Raw genomic sequence first — 17,529 nt, forward strand, 5'->3', positions numbered from 1 at the left:
GGTGGCCCGGGGGCGCGCCCGGCGATCGTTCCGGGCACACCGATTGCCATGAGCCCTTTCGCACGAGCCTGCGCCGAGGGCGACCTCCTGCCTCCGCCACGACAAGGGTCGGAGAGGGCTCCTGCCGCTCTTCTCTCCTAACCTTAACACATCATCATCGAGGAACCATGTTGCACCGTACGTCCAGAAAACCTGCTGCCGTGAGCTCGCGCGCGAGCCGGGGCCGGAGGCTCGGCTTCTCGCTCGCGCTGGGCGCCTCGGCGCTCGCCGTGCTCGGGTGCGCCGGCGAGATGCCGGGCGCTCCCGGCGCCGACGTCGGCGACGAGCTCGCCGCGGTCCCGCAAGCCCTCCGCGACGACGACACGCCGCTCCACGCCGCATTCGACGAGTCGATCGTGAGCGCCGGCCGCAGCCATGCCTGCGCGCTGAGGCCGAACAGCACGATCGATTGCTGGGGCCTCAACGACGAGCACCAGGCCGACGATCCCGCGGGCAACTACCTCCAGGTCAGCGCGGGCGACGCCCATAGCTGCGCGGTCGGCACGGACGGCAGGGTCCACTGCTGGGGCCGCAACACCGATGGTCAGGCCATTGCCCCCGTGGATCCCTCGGTGGACCCCTGGGATCCCCCGAGTCCCGACTACACCTTCGTCCAGGTCAGCGCTGGCCGGGATCACACCTGCGCGCTGCGGACGAGCGGCACGATCGACTGCTGGGGGCGCAACAACCACGGCCAGAGCTTGGATCAGCTGTCGCAGTATATACAGCTCAGCGCAGGCGATTCCCACAACTGCGCGGTGCGGCGGAGCGGCACGATCAGGTGCTGGGGCAACAACACCTATGGTCAGGGCGCGGACCAGACGGGCGCGTACACCCAGGTCAGCGCGGGCTCGTTTCATAGCTGCGCGCTGAGGACCGACGGGACGGTCCACTGCTGGGGGCGCAGCAATGAAGGTCAGCTCGACGCCCCCCCGGACACCTTCGTCCAGGTCAGCGTGGGCGTCTATCACAGCTGCGGGCTGAAGCCGGACGGCACCGTCGACTGCTGGGGAGACAACGCGCATGGCGGGGCGATCGATCCTCCGGGCTTCTTCTCCCAGATCAGCACGCAACGCGGGCTCACCTGCGGACTGAGGCTGGACGGCACGGTCGACTGCTGGGGCACCGACGAGGCGGATCCGGCGATCGGGAGCGCCTTCGGGCACGTCACGGTCGCGGCGGGCGCCTTGCACACATGCGCGCTCCGGACGAACGGCACGATGATCTGCTGGGGGGACAACGCGTACGGCCAGTCCACGGCGCAGGCCGGCGCCTACCGGCAGCTGAGCGCGGGCACCCGTCACTCCTGCGGGGTGACGGCGACCGGCGCGGTCAACTGCTGGGGAGACGACAGCCATGGACAGGACGCGGATCCGCCGGGCAGCTACACCCACGTCGCCTCGGGCCACGACCACAACTGCGGGATCAGGACGAACGGCACCGTCCACTGCTGGGGGAACGACGAATACGACAAGGCGACGGATCCGTCGGGGACCTTCACCCAGGTCGCCGCGGGCGATTTCCACACGTGCGGGGTGAGGACGAGCGGCAGCGTCCACTGCTGGGGTCTCAACGCCCAGGGACAGAGCACGGCCCCCCGTACGTTTACACCCAGGTCAGCGTGGGCGATCACCACAGCTGCGGGGTGCGGACGAACGGCGCGGTCCACTGCTGGGGGAGCAACACCTACGGCGAGGCCACGGATCCGGCCGGCACCTTCACCCAGGTCACCCTGGGCCACGACTTCAGCTGCGGCCTGCGGACGGCCGGCTACGTGGACTGCTGGGGGAGGGACACCGAGGATCAGGCCTCACCGCCCGACGCCTACTTCATCCAGATCAACGCGATGAGAGATCACACCTGCGGCGTGACGGCGACCGGCCGTGTGGGCTGCTGGGGATATCCCGGGTCAGGGCGGACCGCGCCGCCGACGATGGCGTTCTCGCACGTCGCCGTGGGCGACGATCACAGCTGCGGCATCAGGGCGGACGGCACGGAGGAGTGCTGGGGAAACACGACTTCTTCCTGGGGCGTGGCGCCCGCTGGCACCTTCACCCAGGTGAGCGCGGGCTTCCAGCACACCTGCTGGCTGAAGGCGAACGGCACGGCGGACTGCAAGGGGGACAACACGTACGGTCAGATCACCGCGCCCGCTGGCCCCTTCGTTCAGATCGAGGCGGGCTCCTACCACACCTGCGGGGTGACGACGCTCGGCGATGTGGACTGCTGGGGCCAGAATCTCAACGGCAGGGCCGAGGATCAGGACGGCGACTTCCTCAGCGTCAGCGCGGGCGAAAGTCACAGCTGTGCGGTGAGAACGAACGGCACCGTGCACTGCTGGGGGTACAACGACTTCGGCCAGACCGACACGCCTCCTGGTCTTTACCAGCAGGTCAGCGCGGGCTTGAATCACAACTGCGGGGTGAAGACCGACGGCACCGTCTACTGCTGGGGATACAACAACTTCGGCCAGGCCACCGCTCCGGCGGGGACGTACACCCAGGTCGGCGCGGGCTCTTCCCACAGCTGCGGGTTGAAGACGGACGGCACGATCCACTGCTGGGGGCTCGATTCCAGCGACAAGGCGACCGACCCCGCGGGGACCTTCGTGGAGCTCCGCGTGGGCAGGAGCCATAACTGCGGGGTGAAGGCCGACGGCACCGTCTACTGCTGGGGGCACAGCGTCGACGGCCAGCTCTGGCTCCCCTTGCCGAACTGACGGCGCTCGGCTCGATCGCGCCCGGCGGCGTGAGCCTGTGGATCTTCGCTTTCGCAGCGCGGCGGGCCTGCGGGTCGACGGCAAGCGCGCCGGCAACGGCGTCGCTCTCGCTGCGGGTCCACGTTACACTCGTCGGCGACGTGGCGCCCACGACATTCACGACGACCCTGGACGACGCGCTCGGAGCGGCTTCGGGACTCTTGTGTGCCACGAAGCCGACACCGGGGCTGGTGCTGGTCTTCTCCGTGGACAGCCCTCGCTGCGATGTCCTCCCGCTCAAGGACGGCGAGCTCGCTCTCGGGCGCGGCGAGGTCGGCGGCGTCCCCCTGGACGACCTGCGGATGTCGCGCAAACACGCGCGCGTGCGCTGGACCCAGGGCCAGTGGGAGGTCGAAGACCTCGATAGCCGAAACGGAACGTCGCTCGACGGCGTTCCGTTGACCGGCGCGCGCGCGGGCGGTGAGCTGCGCATCGTGCGCACGGGCTCATCGGTGTTCGTGCTCCGGGCCGACGTGGCGCCGTTCCGGGCGGGGATCTCCACGGCCGGGGGCACGATCCTCGGGGCGACCCTCGCCCGTGCGTGGTACGCGATCGATCGCGCGGCGCACCTGGGAGCGACGCTCCACATCACCGGCGAGAGCGGGACCGGCAAGGAGCACGCGGCGCGGGCCTTCCACGCCCTCGGCGCGCGGCGCGGGGGGCCGTTCGTCGCCGTGAACTGCGCCGCCATCCCCAACGGGCTCGCCGAGCGGCTGCTCTTCGGCGCGCGCAAGGGGGCCTATTCGGGCGCCGTGGCCGACTCCGACGGGTACGTGCAAGCCGCCCACGCCGGGGTCCTCTTCCTCGACGAGGTGGCCGAGCTCGAGCTCGGGGTGCAGGCGAAGCTCCTCCGCGCGCTCGAGGCGAAGGAGGTGATCCCGCTCGGGGCCGCGCGGCCCGTGCAGGTGGACTTCGCGCTCGTGTCGGCGAGCCACAAGGATCTGCGCGCGCAGGTGGCCGCAGGGAAGGTCCGCGAGGATTTCTACTTCCGCATCGCGCAGCCGGCGGTCCGCATTCCGCGGCTCCACGAGCGGCCCGAGGAGGTGCCGTGGCTCGTGGACGTGGCGCTGCGGAGCGCCGTCGCTGCTGTCGAGCGCGGCCAGGAGAGCGCGCCGCTGGTGGCCCACGCGTCGCTCATCGAGGCGTGCCTCGTGCGGGCGTGGCCCGGCAACGTGCGGGAGATGATGGCGGAGATCCGCGCAGCGGCGCATGCGGCGCAGCTCGAGATGAGCCCCGTGGTCAAGGCGCGGCACCTGTCGCCCTCGGCGGGGCAAGCCTTCGTCGCGCCACAGGCGAGCGCGCCGGAGCAATCCGCGTGGAGGAGCCAGCCATCGTCGCTGCCCCCGCCCGGCGAGCGGCAGACGCGGCGGGCAGCGTCGCTGCCCGCCGACGAGGTCATCGAGGCGGTGCTGCGCCGCGAAGGGGGGAACGTGGCGCGCACGGCCCGCGAGCTCGGCGTGCACCGGACGCAGCTCCGCCGCTGGCTCGGGCGGCGCACGGCGACCGACGAGGCCGCCGGCGGCGACGACGCGGAGGGGTGACCCCTGAGAGAGCCGCCCTGGCCGGCGTCGCGCGGGTGCCTCGGAGGTGACGCGGCGGCGTGGGCGTGTCGCCGCAACGATCGCTGTGCGGCGCTATGCACCCGGCCCTGGCAAGCGCGGGCGCGGCTGGCGAGCGCGACCCCCTGCCTTCAGGGCGACCGAGCTGCCATGTCTGCAAGGCCCGATCTCACGAATGAAAGGCATCGGACGTTTGCCTCAGGGGAAACCCAGGGAAAGCCTGAAGGATGACCCTGGCCCGCATCCTGCTAAGTACGTAGACCAGAGCGCCCGTGACGGCTTCCCCCCCCGCCGTCGAATGGGCGCTCTTTTTTTGTGCCTTGTTGGGGGGCGCAGGCGGCTCCGCCCCATGCGGGTCGGACCCGCGCGCTCGGCTCCCGGGCGTCCGTCGCTCAGGGCGCGCCGAGGAACTCCCGGATCGTTGCGAGCGCCTCGTCGCGCGCGTCGTCGAGCACCGCGTGCCCGGCGCGGGGGAAGCTCCGCGCCTGGACGAGCTCCCGGGGCAAGGCGGCGACGAGATCGCGCGCATCCGCGGTCGTCGCGAACGGGTCGAGATCGCCGGACAGCACGAGGGTGGGGCACCGGACGCGCGCGAGGTCCGCGCGCAGGTCGTAGGTCTGCATCTCACCCGCCACGAAATAGCCGCCCACGTCGAGGTGGAGGACCGCGCGGCGGAGCGCGTCTTCCTCCGGCGGCGACTGGCGGTAGAGCGGGAGGCAGACACGGATGTAGTCGTGGAAATTGGGCATCGGCTCCGCGAAGAACCGGCGCGCGATGTCGGCCGCCTGCGCGCCCCCGAGCCGCTCGAAGACGGGCAGCATGCGATCGAGGCGGAGCTTCGCGGTCGTGCTCGTCAGGATCAGCTTCCCGGGGTGATCGGGGTATCGCGCCGCGTACGCCTGCGCCACCATGCCTCCGAACGAGTTTCCGAGCACGACGGGCCGCTCGATCTCGAGCGCGTCGCAGAACGCCCGCACGTCGTCCGCCCACGTCTCGAGGTTCCACCGCTCGGGCCCGCTGCGATCGCTGCGCCCGCAGCCGCGGTGATCCAGATAGACGACCTGCGCCACCTCGGCGAGCGCCGAGCCGAACGGCACGAACTCGGTATGATCGCCTCCCGGCCCGCCGTGCAGCAGGATCACGGTAGGTCGCTCCCGCATCGCGGGCCCCTCGGGGACGAGCTTCGCCCCTTCCACATCGAAGAACAGCCGGACATCGCCTGTCTGCACTCTCATCGTGATCGAGTGAAATCACGGACCGTGGCGCGGCGCCAGGCCTCGCGCCGTCGGCACCCGCGGCCTCGGAAGCGGCCTCCCTGAGCGCTCACGAGCGCGACGAGGGCGCGGCGCGCTCGTCCGCCACGCCCAGCGCGCGGGACGCCCCTTCCCGGATCCCGCGGAGCACCGCCTCGACGTCCCGCTCCGCGCCCAGGGCGAGCCCCCGGTCCGCGAGCGCGCGCGCGGCGGCCGGATCGCTCCCGGCGAGCGCCTGCTCCGCCGCGTGCAGGTAGAACTCCACGGCGAGCCGCGGCTCGCCGCCCCGCTCAAAGTGCTCGGCGAGCACCTTGGCGTCGTGCTCTCCCGCCTGCAGGAGCCACTCGGCGGCGAGCCGGTGCCCGAGCGCGCGATCGTGGTCCGGGAGCATCGCGTAGCAGCCGTCGCGGATGAGCGCGTGCCGGAACGCGTACTCCTCCTCGTCCGAGAAGCGGCTCTGCTCGCGGCGCTCGAGCAGCTCGCGCTGGAGCATCCAGGGCAGCCAGTCCACCGCGAGCGTCGACCCGCCGGCGTCGCCGAGCAGGGCGAGCGCCCCGGTCTTCCAGAACGCCTCGCCGAAGATGCTCGCCGCCCGCAGCAGCCGCCGCGCCTCCGCGGGGATGGCCTCGAGCCGCGCCTCGACCATGCCCAGGATCGTCTCCGGCAGCCTGTCCGCGCGCCCCTCCGCGACCGCCCGGATGAGCTCCTCCAGGTAGAACGCGTTGCCGCTCGCGCGCTCGACGAGGCGCGCGACCTCGGAGGGCGGAAACCCGTCGCCGAGCATCTGCCGCACGAGCTCCTCGGCCGCGCGGCGCGGCAGCGCGCCGAGCGTGATCTCGTGCACCTCGCTGCCCTCCCAGAGGACGGGGAAGACCTTCCGCACCTCGACCCGCGCCAGGTAGAGCACCGCGAAGGGCCGGTCGCGGAGCTCCCGGAGGACCCGCGCGATCAGCTTGAGCGACGCCGCGTCGCCCCACTGGATGTCCTCGAGCACGAGCAGGTAGGGCCCCGCCGCGCACGCCGCCTCCATGAAGTCGAGGTAGGCGAGCGGGATCTGGTCGGCCATCAGGGCCGGGCTCTGCCGCGCCTCGAGGAACCTCGGATCGGCCTCGCCCGGGAACGGCGTGCCGACGATCTCGCCGAGGAACGCGGCGATCCTCGTCCTCTCGCCCGGCGTCAGCGCGTGGGCGCGGGCGACCAGCGAGAGGAGCCGCTCCCGCTGCGCCGGGGCGGGCTCGCCGCCGGTGATCCCGGCCGCGCCCCGGAGCGCGGAGCCGAGGAGCGAGAACGGCGATCCCGCGCTCAGCGAGTCGCCGCGGCCGACCGCGACGGTGAGCTCGGGGTGCCGCTCCCGAAGGATCTCGATGAGCTCGTACCGCAGGCGGGATTTGCCGATCCCGGGCGGCCCGGTGATCAGGATGGCGCGGGGCTCGGGCCCGCCGAAGCTGTCTTCGAGGAGCTCGCGCAGGTTCCGGAGCTCCCTGTCGCGGCCGACGTAGGGGCTCGGCTTGCCGAGGAGCGTCCGCGCCGACCGCCCGACCTCGCGCTCATGCAGCAGGAAGAACGTGCCGGACCGCGCCGGCTCGATCTCGAACCGCGCGTCGAGCAGCGCCCGCGTCACGTCGTCGATCCACACGGGCGCGGGCCTCCGCTCCGGGCGCGCGTCGCGCTCCGCGAGGGCGAGGAGCGCGGCCGCGCGGTCCATGACCGGGCCGACCGGGAGGCTGCCGGTGTGCTCGGCGCGGCCGGTCGTGAGCACGACGGAGGCCTCCGGCACGAGCTCGACGAGCGTGAGGGCGCACCGCGCCGCGCGCGCGGCCTGCAGGGCGGCGTCGCCAACGCCGGCGATCGAGAGCACGATCGTCCCGTCGGCGAGCGCGTCCACGCGCGCCCCGAACGGCTGCGCGCTCGTGTAGAGCTTCCTCGTGAGGTCGCTCGGCGCCGCGGCGACGAGCGTGCTGGCCGCGCTGTCGCAGGGCGAGAAGCGCGGCTCCCGCGCGGCCACCAGCGAGAGCAGCCGGAGCTCGCACGCCGTGATCGCCTCGTACAGGACGGGGGGCGCGGCCAGGCCGCTCGTCGGATCGCGCTCGAGGGCGTCGAGCGCCTCGACGACGGCCGAGCCGTCGCGCGGCCGCTGCTCCGGGTCCTTCGCGAGCATGCGGGCGACGAACTCGTCGAGCTCCTGCGGCACCTCGGGCCGGAGGTTCCGCACGCGCGGCGGGTCTTCCATGAGGAGCTTCGCGAGCAGGGCCATCACGTGCTGGCCCTGGAACGCGGGCCTGCCCGTGAGGCACTCGAAGAGCACGGCGCCGAGCGAGAAGATGTCGGCCCGCGCGTCGAGGCGGTCGCGCTCGCCGGTGGCCTGCTCCGGGGCCATGTAGCCGGGGGTCCCCATCACCGAGCCGGTCTGCGTGAGCGCGCCGATGGTGCGCTTCATCCGGGCGATGCCGAAGTCGAGCACCTTCAGGCCGGCGGCCTCGCCGCCGACGAGCAGCAGGTTGCTCGGCTTGACGTCGCGGTGGACGATGCCCCGCGCGTGCGCGGCCCCGAGCGCCTCGGCGGCCGCGCGGAGCAGGGCGAGGCTCTCCTCGAGATCGAGCTTCTGCCGGGCGAGGCGCTGCGCGAGGCTCTCCCCTTCGAGCCATTCCATGGCGAGGTAGGGCACCCCGTCGGGGGTGATGCCGTGGGCCACGTGCCGGACGATCCGCGGGTGATCGAGCTCGGCGAGGATCCGCGCCTCGTGCTCGAAGCGGTGCGCGGCGCTCCGGTCGGGCTGGCCGAGGAGCTTGAGCGCGACCTGCGCCCCCGTGGCCCGGTCGACGGCGCGGTAGACCGTCCCCATCCCACCGGAGGCCGCGACGCGCTCGAGCTGGAAGCGGCTGTCGATGACCTCTCCCGGGCGCATAAGGCGGAGGATGCACCGGCGTCGAGCCGTCTTCAACGGTCCGGCGGGCACCCGCCCGTCGGTGTGCGGCTATACGCTCGCGCGGCGCGCCAGGCGGTGAGTCGCGCTTCAGCTCTTCGGGATGCGCCACGTCACGCCGGCGCGGAAGAAGAGCACGTTCGGGATGCTCTGCCCGCCTCCGGGGATAGCATCGTCCTCGTCGTTCATCGGCTCGTAGCGACGGAACAGGCTGTGTCCCGCCTGGGCGGTCACCCACACCGACGAGAAGGCGCGCACGCCGAGGGTCACGCCCGCGGTCACGACCGAGTAGGCGACGTGATCGAGGCACTCCTCGGGCCGCGCCGCCCGCTCATCCTGCTCGGTCGCCGGGTCGTCGGCCGGCTGGGCCGCGCACGGCCACGCCCCGGTGACGCGCGGGTCGCGCACGGCGTAGGCGTTCCCCGCCACGTCCGCGCGCAGGCCGACCTCGACGCGATCCGAGAACAGGAGCTTCGCCGACGCGAAGCCCGGCAGGAAGGCCTCGAGGCGGAACTGGGGGCTCGGCGTCCACTCGACGTACGCGGCGGGCAGCGGGAGGAACGAGCCGAAGCTGTACGACGCGAGCGCGCCGCCGCCGAGGACGAGCTTCTCCGAGAGCGTGTGGGTCACGAGCCCGAGCGCGCTGACGCGGACGAGCCCGCCGTCGAAGGCCTCGAAGTCGCCCGCGAGCCCCGGCGCGACGCGCAGCGAGAGCGACCAGTCGTGGGGGAGCAGCTGGACGAACAGCACCGGGACGTCGACGGCGTGGAAGGCCCGGAGCTCGTCGAAGCCGGGCGGGGCGCCGGCGTACGAGATCGCCTCGACGTGGTACGTCGCCCCCGGGATCAGGAACGTCCTCTCCCCGAGGGGGATCGGCACGTTGGCGTTGACCTCGTACGACGAGATCTGCGCCCGCACGGGGCGCGGGTCCTCGATCGCCGCGCCCGGCATGTACTGCGCGCTCAGGTCCACGAGATCGGGGAGCTGGGCCCACGCCGCGCCCGGCGCGAGGACCGCGACGACCGCGAGCAGCGGCGCCAGGGCGAGGAGCCGCGGGGGGCGCGCGCCCCGGCGGGAGGGGCCCCCGCCTCGGCGCTCGTCCGTGGCGCGCGCGGCGGCGCGATCGGCGGCGCGATCGGCGGGCCTCATCGCGCCACCCGCTCGTCGAGCCAGTCGAACAGCCGCGCCTGGGCGAGGAGCTGGTTGCCGCCCTGGCAGTGGACCTGCGACGCCGTGCCCGCGTCGAACACCATCATGTGCTTCGGGCACGTGAGCGCGCCGTAGAGGCGCTCCGACTCGCCTGGAGACGCGTCCTCGGCGCTGCCCTCCATGATCAGCGTCTCGCAGCGGATGCTCGCGACGCCGCCTTCGTTGTCGTACTTGCGGAGCTCGTCGATCACCTCGTGCGGCGTCGAGACGCCGTGCTTCCAGGTCACGTCGTCGAAGTACCAGCGCGCGTCGGGCATCACAACCGCGGCGGCGTCGATGGCGCGGTCGAACGCCGCGGGGCCGCGCTCGTGCAGCTCGAGCAGGCCGGGGATCGACGCGAAGTGGCGCAGCATCGCGTCCCGCCAGCTGACGACGCCCGGGTTGGCGACGAGGGCGCGCAGGCGGTGCTCGCGCGAGGCCGCCCGCGGCGCGAGGTAGCCGCCGAACGAGAGGCCCATCAGGACGAACTTGCCGGCGTCGAGCCGCTCGTCGCGCTCGGCGAAGTCGAGCACGCGCCCCACGGGGACCTCCCAGTCGGGCCGGAAGGGGTGCCCGTGGAGGCGCAGCGAGGCGCCCTGGCCCGGGCCGTGGAACGAGAGGACGTGGTAGCCCCGCTCGAGCGCGCCGTCGATGACCCACATGGTGTCCTCGGGCCACGCGTGGAGGCCCTGCTGCAGCACGATCGCGGGCGCGCGCGCGACCCCGGGCGCGTAATGGACGCGGCCGTGGAGCACGCCGCTCTCGTAGGGGATATCGACCTGCCGGGAGTCGTAGCCCCGCAGGCGGAGCGCCCGGTCATGCAGGTCGAGCCCCGCGATCGTCGCCTCGACAAGGCGCGGGTCAGAGCGATCCGCGTAGCGCATCAGCCCGGCCCGGTGGTACGCGCCCGCGCGCAGGAAGTGCGACGCGGCGCTGCGCGCGTGGCCGCGGGCCTCCGCCTCCTCGCCGTAGCCCTGCACCCGCTTCGCGGTGGCCAGCCACTGGTCGAACCACGAGCGCTCGTCGCCCGGGCGGATGCGGGTCGCGGTGTCGAGCACCTCGCCGACGTCGGTCAGCCCCATCGACGCGAGGCCGAGCCAGAACACGATCTGCGCGTCCATCACCGGCTGGCCGATGAACTTGAACCGGTGCCAGACGGGCGCCGCCCGGCCCTGCCCGAGCGTGTCGTCGCCGTGGAACCGCGCGGACGCGACCTCCTGATCGACCCCGCGGCGGCCCGACGCGAACCCGAGCGCCGCCGCGCCCCCCGCGACCGCCGAGTGGGTGAGAAACCTCCGCCGATCGAGCATCGGTGCACCTCCAGCGCCTGACGAAACAAGTGATTGAAACATGTGTTTCAAGCATTGACGCCCGCCGGGCGCATCGTCAAGGTGTGTTTCAAACAATCGTATGAACGACCGTGACCCCCTCGCCCCTGCGGACGATCTCGATCCACGGCAGCGGCTCGTGGTCGCGGCGATCGATCAGATCGAGAAGCACGGCATCGGGCAGCTGACGGTGCGGAAGCTCGCGGCGGCGGCCGGCGTCAACATCGCCGCGGTGAACTACTATTTCCGGTCGAAGGAGGCGCTCGTCGCGGCGGCGCTCGAGGGGTCGATCGGGAACATGCTGTCGGACAGCGAGGATTTCCTCGCCCGGATGCCGGGCGATCCCCTGGAGGCGCTGAGCGGGCTGCTCGGCTACTACCTCGAGGGCGGGATGCGGTACCCGAACGTGGGCAGGGCGCTCCTGCACGACGCGTTTCACGCGGACGACTACAGCGGTCCTTTCCCGAAGCTCTTCGCGCCTGTGATGGAGCGCCTGCGCGATCTCGTCCGGGCGGCGGTGCCCGGGCTCGAGGAGCGGGCGGCGGCGCGCCGGGTGGTGGCGGCGCTCTCGGCGGTCTTCTTCCCGACGTTCTTCGCGGGGCTTTACGAGGGGCTGAACGCGCTCGGCTCGCCGGCCGACCGCCTCGCCTACGCGCGAGAGCTGGCGCGGCAGACGCTGACGCCCGTCGCGGTCCCGGAGCCGGCTCCGCCCGCGCCCCAGGGCAAGCGGTCGAAGCGCGGGTGATCCGCGGGGGATCGCGCGCTCCCGCCAGAGCGGCGGCTAGTCTCTCCCGCGCCCTTGCGCCTTCACTCGCACTGGGGCGGCGACGGCGCAAAGCGCTCCCCCGCCGCGTTGCAGTACGTCCTGCCACACTTGAGCTTCGGCTTCGCATCGGGCAGCGGGCCGCGCGCGCCCGGCGAGGGCTTCCTGATCCCCGCGGCGCTCATGGACGGCGCAGCGCTCGCGGGCTGCGCGGACGGCGCAGCGCTCACGGGCTGCGCGGGAGCGGGTGCAGTGCCCGGCGGCGCGGAGGTCCCGGGCGCGGTCGCCACCTCGGGCGCCTCCGTGACGGCCCCGGGCGCCGTCGCGGAGGCCCCGGGCGCCGCCGCGGCGCTGGACGCATCCGGCGCCGCGCGGTCGGGCGACGGCGCCTGGGAGCGACCGCAACCGGAGCTCGAGAACGCCGCGAGCCCCAGGGCCACGGCAACGACGCACGCTCGTGGGCTCATCCTGTTCATCGATGGCTCCGTGCCCACGCGATCTCGCTCTGCCCGGCCGCGATCGCGTCCATCCACGCCGCGAGCCCCGGATACGCCGCCTTCACCTGCTGCGCGTACCCGGCGAACGCCCCGGGATCTCGCGCGGCCGGGCCGGAGCTCGTCGAGCGACGCGCGCTCCGCGGCCGTGGGCTCCCGGAAGCGCAGCCGTCCGCGGCCGCTCGCGGCGACGTGCGGCGGGGCTCCGTAGAGCAGCACGCCGTCGACCTCCCCCGCCGCCAGATCGTCCGGCAGGAGCTCGGCGATCTCCACGAGGAGCCGGCGGACCTCGCCGGCCCGCAGGCGGAAGCTCGGCGCCGAGAGATCGGCGTCCACCACGGCCGTGGGCGCCTCCTCGAAGAACGGCTCCGCCTCGCCCGGCCGCCACAGCCTGATGCCTACCGCGCCCCGCAGCGCCGCGGGCGACGGCAGCGGCAGCCGCATGAGCGACGCGCCCGGGGGAACGCTGCCGATCGTGATGCCCACGAACATCGGAAAGCCGAGCACATACTGCGGCTCGACATCGATGCCCACGAGGGCCGGGCCCGGAGGTGTGATGTCCGGAGCGCTCACTTCCACGCGAGCCCCTTGTTGTCCTCGAGGTGGACCCGCCTCACCTCCTTGAGGTGCCTGCCGCAGACGTCGCTGCCGGTCTTCGCCGACGTCCCCCGGATGAGGTTGCGCTTGTCGTCCAGCATCCAGTTGGGCCTGTAGTTCATGCAGCACGTCTTGTCCCGCGGCGCGCGGAAGTCGAAGTACCCGCACTTGTGCGGCATACCGAACGCGTGGACGAGCTCATGAACGATGGTCCCGACGATGCGGCCGCGGTACGTCGGCTTTGGCAGGCCGGTGCCCGCGTCGCGGTAGGCGCTGTGGTGCGTGAACATGATGGTCCGGCCGGCGAAGTACTCCTTGCCCTTGGCCGTCACGGTGGGGCTGATACCGGCGGTGTAGAAGGCGCCCGGGTTGAACAGCTTGGCCTTCACGTTTGCGGCCATCCCGTAGCCGCCGGGGGTCACGGCGCCGCCCTTCTTCCGGAACCTGGGCGAGTAGCAGCACGGCCCGCCTAGGCGCACGTCGCCCTCCGGGCATTGGCCTGGCCCCGGATGCTCTTGCGGCTGCGCTCAGCAATCGAAGAAGCGGCGAAGCCCGGGGCGGATGACCTCCTCGATGGTCTCATCGAGCAACACGCGGGCTTTCAGGCCGCTGCACAGCCCGAGCTGCTCCCCCTGCGGCGGGGCGTCGTGGGCCGGCAGGTGCGCGTGCTCGTGCGCCACGAGGTGCCGGAACGCCACGGGCAGGTAGCGCTCGACCGCTCGCCGCTCCGCCGAGGAGAGCTCCGGCGCGATCTGCTCGAGGAGGCGCCAGCCGAAGCGGGCGTGTCCGACCTCGTCGGCGTAGATGCGCGTCAGCAGATCGAGCAGCGGCCCGGGCGGCATCTCCAGCCGCTCCGCGCCGATGAGGGCCACGGCCACCGTCTCGCTCATGCAGCAGATGTGGATCACGTTGCGGAGCGCGGCGGCGCGGGGGGGCGCGTCGCGGTGCAGGGGAAACTCCGGGCGTTCCGGGACGCTCGCGGTCGCCGTCCCGCCGAGGGCCTCCACGACGGCGCCGCAGAGGATCCCGTGACGGCGCTCCTCGTCGGCGAAGCCCCGGCACGCCTCGGCGAGCTCCGGCGGGAAGCCCGCCTCGGCGAGCTGGCTTGCGAGCGCCTCGAACACGGCCGACGACCCGTGTTCGTTCACCATCCGCGCGTGCCAGGTGCCGATCGCCGACGGGAACAGCGCCGCGGGATACCCGCTCACGCCGAAGGCACGCGCGCGCGCCTCGCCGCGGAGATCGAGCGTCGCGGCGTTCATGCGACCTCCGACGGGGCATAGGCGTCGAGCGCCGGCGGGACCGGGGGGCCCCAGGGCGTGCAGAACGTCCGCGTATAGAGCTCCGCCTCGGGAGCGACGACGTCGCCGAAACAGCAGGCGTGCCGGACGGGTTCGGCCTCTCTGTAGGAGATCGCGTCGGCGTCCACGCCCACGATCAGCGCCGTGCAGCAGTTCACGAAGGAGGCGTTTCCAGCGAGGGCCGCCCACTGCTCCTCGGAGATCCCCGTCCCGGGGGCAGGCACGCGCTGCGCCGTGTAGTCGACGCAGCAGTCGAGCTCCGCGCGAGGGCGAGCCTCCGTGTCGTCGAGGCTCACCTGCTCGGCGCACGCGAGCCCGGTCGGCATGGGCGGCGCGCCGCCCGCGCCGCCCGCGCCGCCCTCATCGGGCGTCGGAACGACCCCACTCCCCGTCGAAGGTTCCCCACCGCCGCCGGTCGTCGCACCGACTCCGGTCGTCGCGCCGACTCCGGTCGTCGCGCCGACTCCGGTCGTCGCACCGCCGGCCGTCGCGCCACCGCCGGCCGGATCCGGGGCGTCCGGCGCGTCCACAGGGATCTCCTCGTCGGGATCCAGCGGTGATGACTGCCCGCCAGAGACGTAACGTCCGCTGCAGCCCGCCAGAGCGCCACACGCCAGCGCTCCCAGCGCGACCCTTGCTGCTGCACGCAATGCTGCCCGTCTCGTCTCCTCACGCATAAGTTCTCCTCCAGTAAAGTAGGCTGTTTACCGCAGGGCGCGGCGCGGGCCGAGCACTCGGCCCATGTGCACCAGTGTAGGCGCGCAGCACAGCGAAGAGAATCTGCATTTTCCGCACACCATTGAACTGAAATTCCGAACAATGGCGCTGCGGGATCCCCCGACGAGCGGCGCGGCACGGCTCGGTCGCAGGGCGAACGACCGCGGGGTCGGAGGAGTGCCGCGTCGATGTCGAGTCGCTGAGCAGCGATCGGCAGCGCTTGGTCCTGCAGCCTGTCGGGGCCCGGGGGGCAGCCTCGCAGCCAGATCGATTGCCACGCTCCATCGCAAGCGCGTCTGGATCCACGCACGCGCCTCGTCTCCACCCGGGACGGTGCGACGCGCGCAGCTAGGCCGAGAACCTCGGGGCTCGGATCGCGCTCGCGTCCCTCGGTGGCGAGCTCCGTGGCCGCCGCCTGGCCTGGGACGAGAGGTCCGGACACCTCGGGCTACTCCTTGCACGATGCTCAGTTCGGAAGGGGTTGACACGTAGCGACACCTACGATTCGCTTTACGCCGGGTAGAGGAAGAGCGTGGACCCCCCGAGCATTGTCGACCTCCATCCGGGCGCCTTGTTTCACCGGCGCTACCGCGTCATCCGCCGCATCAAGGCCGGGAACATGGGCGCAGTCTACGAGGTCACGGACGAGAAGACTCGGAGCCGCCGCGCTCTCAAGGTCATGCTTCCGGACCTGGTCGAGCATCCTGATCTCCGGAGCCGTTTCGAGCTCGAGGCGCAGGTCACGGGTGACATCGAGAGCGAGCACATCGTCCGCATCTCCGATGCAGGGATCGACGAGACCACCGGGACGCCTTTCCTGGTGATGGACCTGCTTCGAGGCGAGGAGCTCGGAGCGCTTGTTCGCAAGCAGAAGGCGCTGCCGCCGGGCGAGGTCGTGATCTACCTGCAGCAGGTGGCGCGCGCGCTCGACAAGACGCACGCCGCGGGCATCATCCATCGCGATCTCAAGCCCGAGAACATGTTCGTCACCCGCCGTGACGACGATTCGCCGTGCGTGAAGATCCTTGATTTTGGCATTGCCAAGGTGGTGGAGCAAAGCCAGAAGGCTCGGACCACCCAGGCGCTCGGGACGCCGCTGTACATGTCCCCCGAGCAGATCCGGGGTGACCGCGAGATCGACCCCCGCGCCGATCTCTACGCGCTGGGCCACATCGCCTACGCGCTCCTCACCGGAGAGCCGTACTGGGCCGAGGAGGCAAACCTCCACGAGGCTATCTTCCCATTTCTGTCGACGGTCCTCGGGGGTGTGGTCGAATCGCCCAGCCACCGCGCCCAGCGCCGGCGCGGCGCGGCGCTGCCGCCTGCATTCGATGCGTGGTTTCGAAAAGCCACGGCGCCGCGTGCCGAGCACCGCTTTGACCGAGCGAGCACCGCGGCCGCCGCACTGGCGACGGTGCTCGGCGTGAGTACATCGAAGCGGCCGGCATCGTCGCCCGAGGTGTACGAGGCTCCGCGCTTATCGCTGTCCTCGCATGCGCTCGCCGATACCGTCCCTGTGGAAGACGCCGTCCAGCGTCCGCCGGAGCAGAGCAGCAAGGGGCCGCTCCCAACGTTGGTCAACGCCGCGCGGAGTACGCCGGAGCAGAACGGCACGGTGCCGCTCCCAACGTTGGTCAACACCGCGCGGAGTACGCCGGAGCAGAACGGCACGGTGCCGCTCCCAACGTTGGTCAACGCCGCGCGGAGTACGCCGGAGCAGAACGGCACGGTGCCGCTCCCAACGCTGCACCAAGCGGCACACCAGCGTAGTCAGGACGGAGGCGCCTTGCTCGCGCCCCTCAGTACGCACGCCCCTCGATCCAGGGCTTCGAAGGCGCTGCCGCGCGCGCTCGGTGCGTTGCTGACCGGTGGCCTTATATGGCTTGGTGTCGCCGTGCTCGGCGATCGCGCTCCGACGAGCTCGTCCGAAGCATCCGGCCCGCCCGCTACGACGACGCTCACGGCTGAAGCATTCAGCGCGCCGGCGATCGCCGCGGTGGCGCCGCCGGCGGACCAGAGCGCGCCGCTCGCTGCCTCACCGCCAACTGCGACGACGCCGCCGTCATCTGCGACGACGCCACCGTCATCTGCGACCACCAAGCCGTCGTCGCGGCCTCTAGCGGAGGCGCAGGCACGTGCGGCAAACTCCTCTGACAAGCCCGTGCCCAGTGCCGCACATACGGCGCAGGGGGACACACCTGAAACTGCCTATCCTGCTAAGCCGGACGCGCTGAAGGTGGATGCGTCCCAGGACAAGGACGCAGCGTCTTCTGCTGCGGCCAGCGCAGAGGTAGCGGAGCCAAAGGCCAAAGCGACGCTCAGGGTTGTCATACCGAACCCGGTAGCAGCGTTGCCGGGGCTAAAGGTCACACGTGGCGGAGAGCTGCTAGGACCGGGAGCGTGGAACAAGCCGCTGCCAATAGCCGTAGGGACGTACACGCTCACGGCGACGGCCGAAGGGAAACAGCCCTGGACGAGGCAGGTCCATATCCATATCGATGGTTTTGATGCATCCATCACAGTCCCCATGTTGCGCGATGCTGAGCCTGTCGCACTGAAGCCACCCACCTCGCCGTAGCGAAGAACGAGAGAGGAAGCGCTCTCTGAAG

General features: G+C 72.0%; 12 protein-coding genes and 2 pseudogenes. 6 read left to right on the forward strand and 8 right to left on the reverse strand.

Annotated features, from left to right (window positions below; genetic code table 11):
* Positions 1–290: 290 nt before the first annotated feature.
* From WME73_RS36520 to WME73_RS36535, 4 genes and pseudogenes are all read left to right on the forward strand, one after another.
* Positions 291–1,583, forward strand: a pseudogene (locus WME73_RS36520) (RTX toxin); the annotation flags it as partial.
* A 101-nt stretch (positions 1,584–1,684) separates the two neighbouring features.
* Positions 1,685–1,807: pseudogene (locus WME73_RS36525) on the forward strand (hypothetical protein); the annotation flags it as partial.
* A gap of 78 nt (positions 1,808–1,885) precedes the next feature.
* Positions 1,886–2,758: an RCC1 domain-containing protein gene (locus WME73_RS36530; protein ID WP_437917481.1), complete on the forward strand. Its 873-nt coding sequence runs from the start codon at positions 1,886–1,888 to the stop codon at positions 2,756–2,758.
* A 140-nt stretch (positions 2,759–2,898) separates the two neighbouring features.
* Positions 2,899–4,338: a sigma 54-interacting transcriptional regulator gene (locus WME73_RS36535; RefSeq protein WP_437912546.1), complete on the forward strand. Its 1,440-nt coding sequence runs from the start codon at positions 2,899–2,901 to the stop codon at positions 4,336–4,338.
* Between the two features lie 410 nt (positions 4,339–4,748).
* Here the strand turns inward: WME73_RS36535 and WME73_RS36540 are convergent, their stop codons facing one another.
* From WME73_RS36540 to WME73_RS36555, 4 genes are all read right to left on the reverse strand, one after another.
* Positions 4,749–5,591, reverse strand: a complete 843-nt coding sequence (locus tag WME73_RS36540) for an alpha/beta fold hydrolase (RefSeq protein WP_437740943.1) — start codon at positions 5,589–5,591, stop codon at positions 4,749–4,751.
* A gap of 88 nt (positions 5,592–5,679) precedes the next feature.
* Positions 5,680–8,514, reverse strand: a complete 2,835-nt coding sequence (locus WME73_RS36545) for a serine/threonine-protein kinase (protein ID WP_437912547.1) — start codon at positions 8,512–8,514, stop codon at positions 5,680–5,682.
* Positions 8,515–8,622: 108 nt separating this feature from the next.
* Positions 8,623–9,681 (reverse strand): DUF6268 family outer membrane beta-barrel protein, encoded by a 1,059-nt coding sequence (locus WME73_RS36550; RefSeq protein ID WP_437912548.1) that lies wholly within the window; start codon positions 9,679–9,681, stop codon positions 8,623–8,625.
* The gene (locus tag WME73_RS36555) at positions 9,678–11,030 is read right to left on the reverse strand and encodes an alpha/beta hydrolase family protein (protein WP_437912549.1); all 1,353 of its coding nucleotides are present in this window, start codon (positions 11,028–11,030) and stop codon (positions 9,678–9,680) included. Before WME73_RS36555 ends, WME73_RS36550 begins: the two co-directional genes overlap by 4 nt.
* Before the next feature lie 100 nt (positions 11,031–11,130).
* Between WME73_RS36555 and WME73_RS36560 the strand changes: the two genes are divergently transcribed.
* Entirely contained in the window at positions 11,131–11,793 is a 663-nt protein-coding gene (locus WME73_RS36560) for a TetR/AcrR family transcriptional regulator (protein ID WP_437912550.1), read from the forward strand.
* 62 nt (positions 11,794–11,855) lie between these two features.
* Here WME73_RS36560 and WME73_RS36565 read toward each other — a convergent pair whose 3' ends face one another.
* The 4 genes from WME73_RS36565 to WME73_RS36580 are packed head-to-tail and all read right to left on the reverse strand — an operon-like array spanning position 11,856 to position 14,733.
* Complete coding sequence (locus WME73_RS36565; protein WP_437912551.1) at positions 11,856–12,884, reverse strand: hypothetical protein; 1,029 nt, start codon at positions 12,882–12,884, stop codon at positions 11,856–11,858.
* Positions 12,875–13,381, reverse strand: coding sequence for a hypothetical protein (locus tag WME73_RS36570; RefSeq protein ID WP_437912552.1), 507 nt, complete (start codon positions 13,379–13,381; stop codon positions 12,875–12,877). The genes WME73_RS36565 and WME73_RS36570 overlap by 10 nt, the downstream gene beginning before the upstream one ends.
* Before the next feature lie 48 nt (positions 13,382–13,429).
* The gene (locus WME73_RS36575) at positions 13,430–14,164 is read right to left on the reverse strand and encodes a ferritin-like domain-containing protein (RefSeq protein WP_437912553.1); all 735 of its coding nucleotides are present in this window, start codon (positions 14,162–14,164) and stop codon (positions 13,430–13,432) included.
* Positions 14,161–14,733 carry a hypothetical protein gene (locus WME73_RS36580; protein ID WP_437912554.1) on the reverse strand — a complete coding sequence of 191 codons (573 nt, stop codon included), beginning with the start codon at positions 14,731–14,733 and terminating at the stop codon, positions 14,161–14,163. Before WME73_RS36580 ends, WME73_RS36575 begins: the two co-directional genes overlap by 4 nt.
* A gap of 719 nt (positions 14,734–15,452) precedes the next feature.
* On the opposite strand from WME73_RS36580, the gene WME73_RS36585 reads away from it, so the two are divergent.
* Complete coding sequence (locus WME73_RS36585) at positions 15,453–17,498, forward strand: protein kinase domain-containing protein (protein ID WP_437912555.1); 2,046 nt, start codon at positions 15,453–15,455, stop codon at positions 17,496–17,498.
* The last annotated feature ends 31 nt before the right edge of the window (positions 17,499–17,529 follow it).

The sequence above is a fragment of the Sorangium sp. So ce302 genome (assembly GCF_051530145.1).
Taxonomy (GTDB): domain Bacteria; phylum Myxococcota_A; class Polyangia; order Polyangiales; family Polyangiaceae; genus Sorangium; species Sorangium cellulosum_B.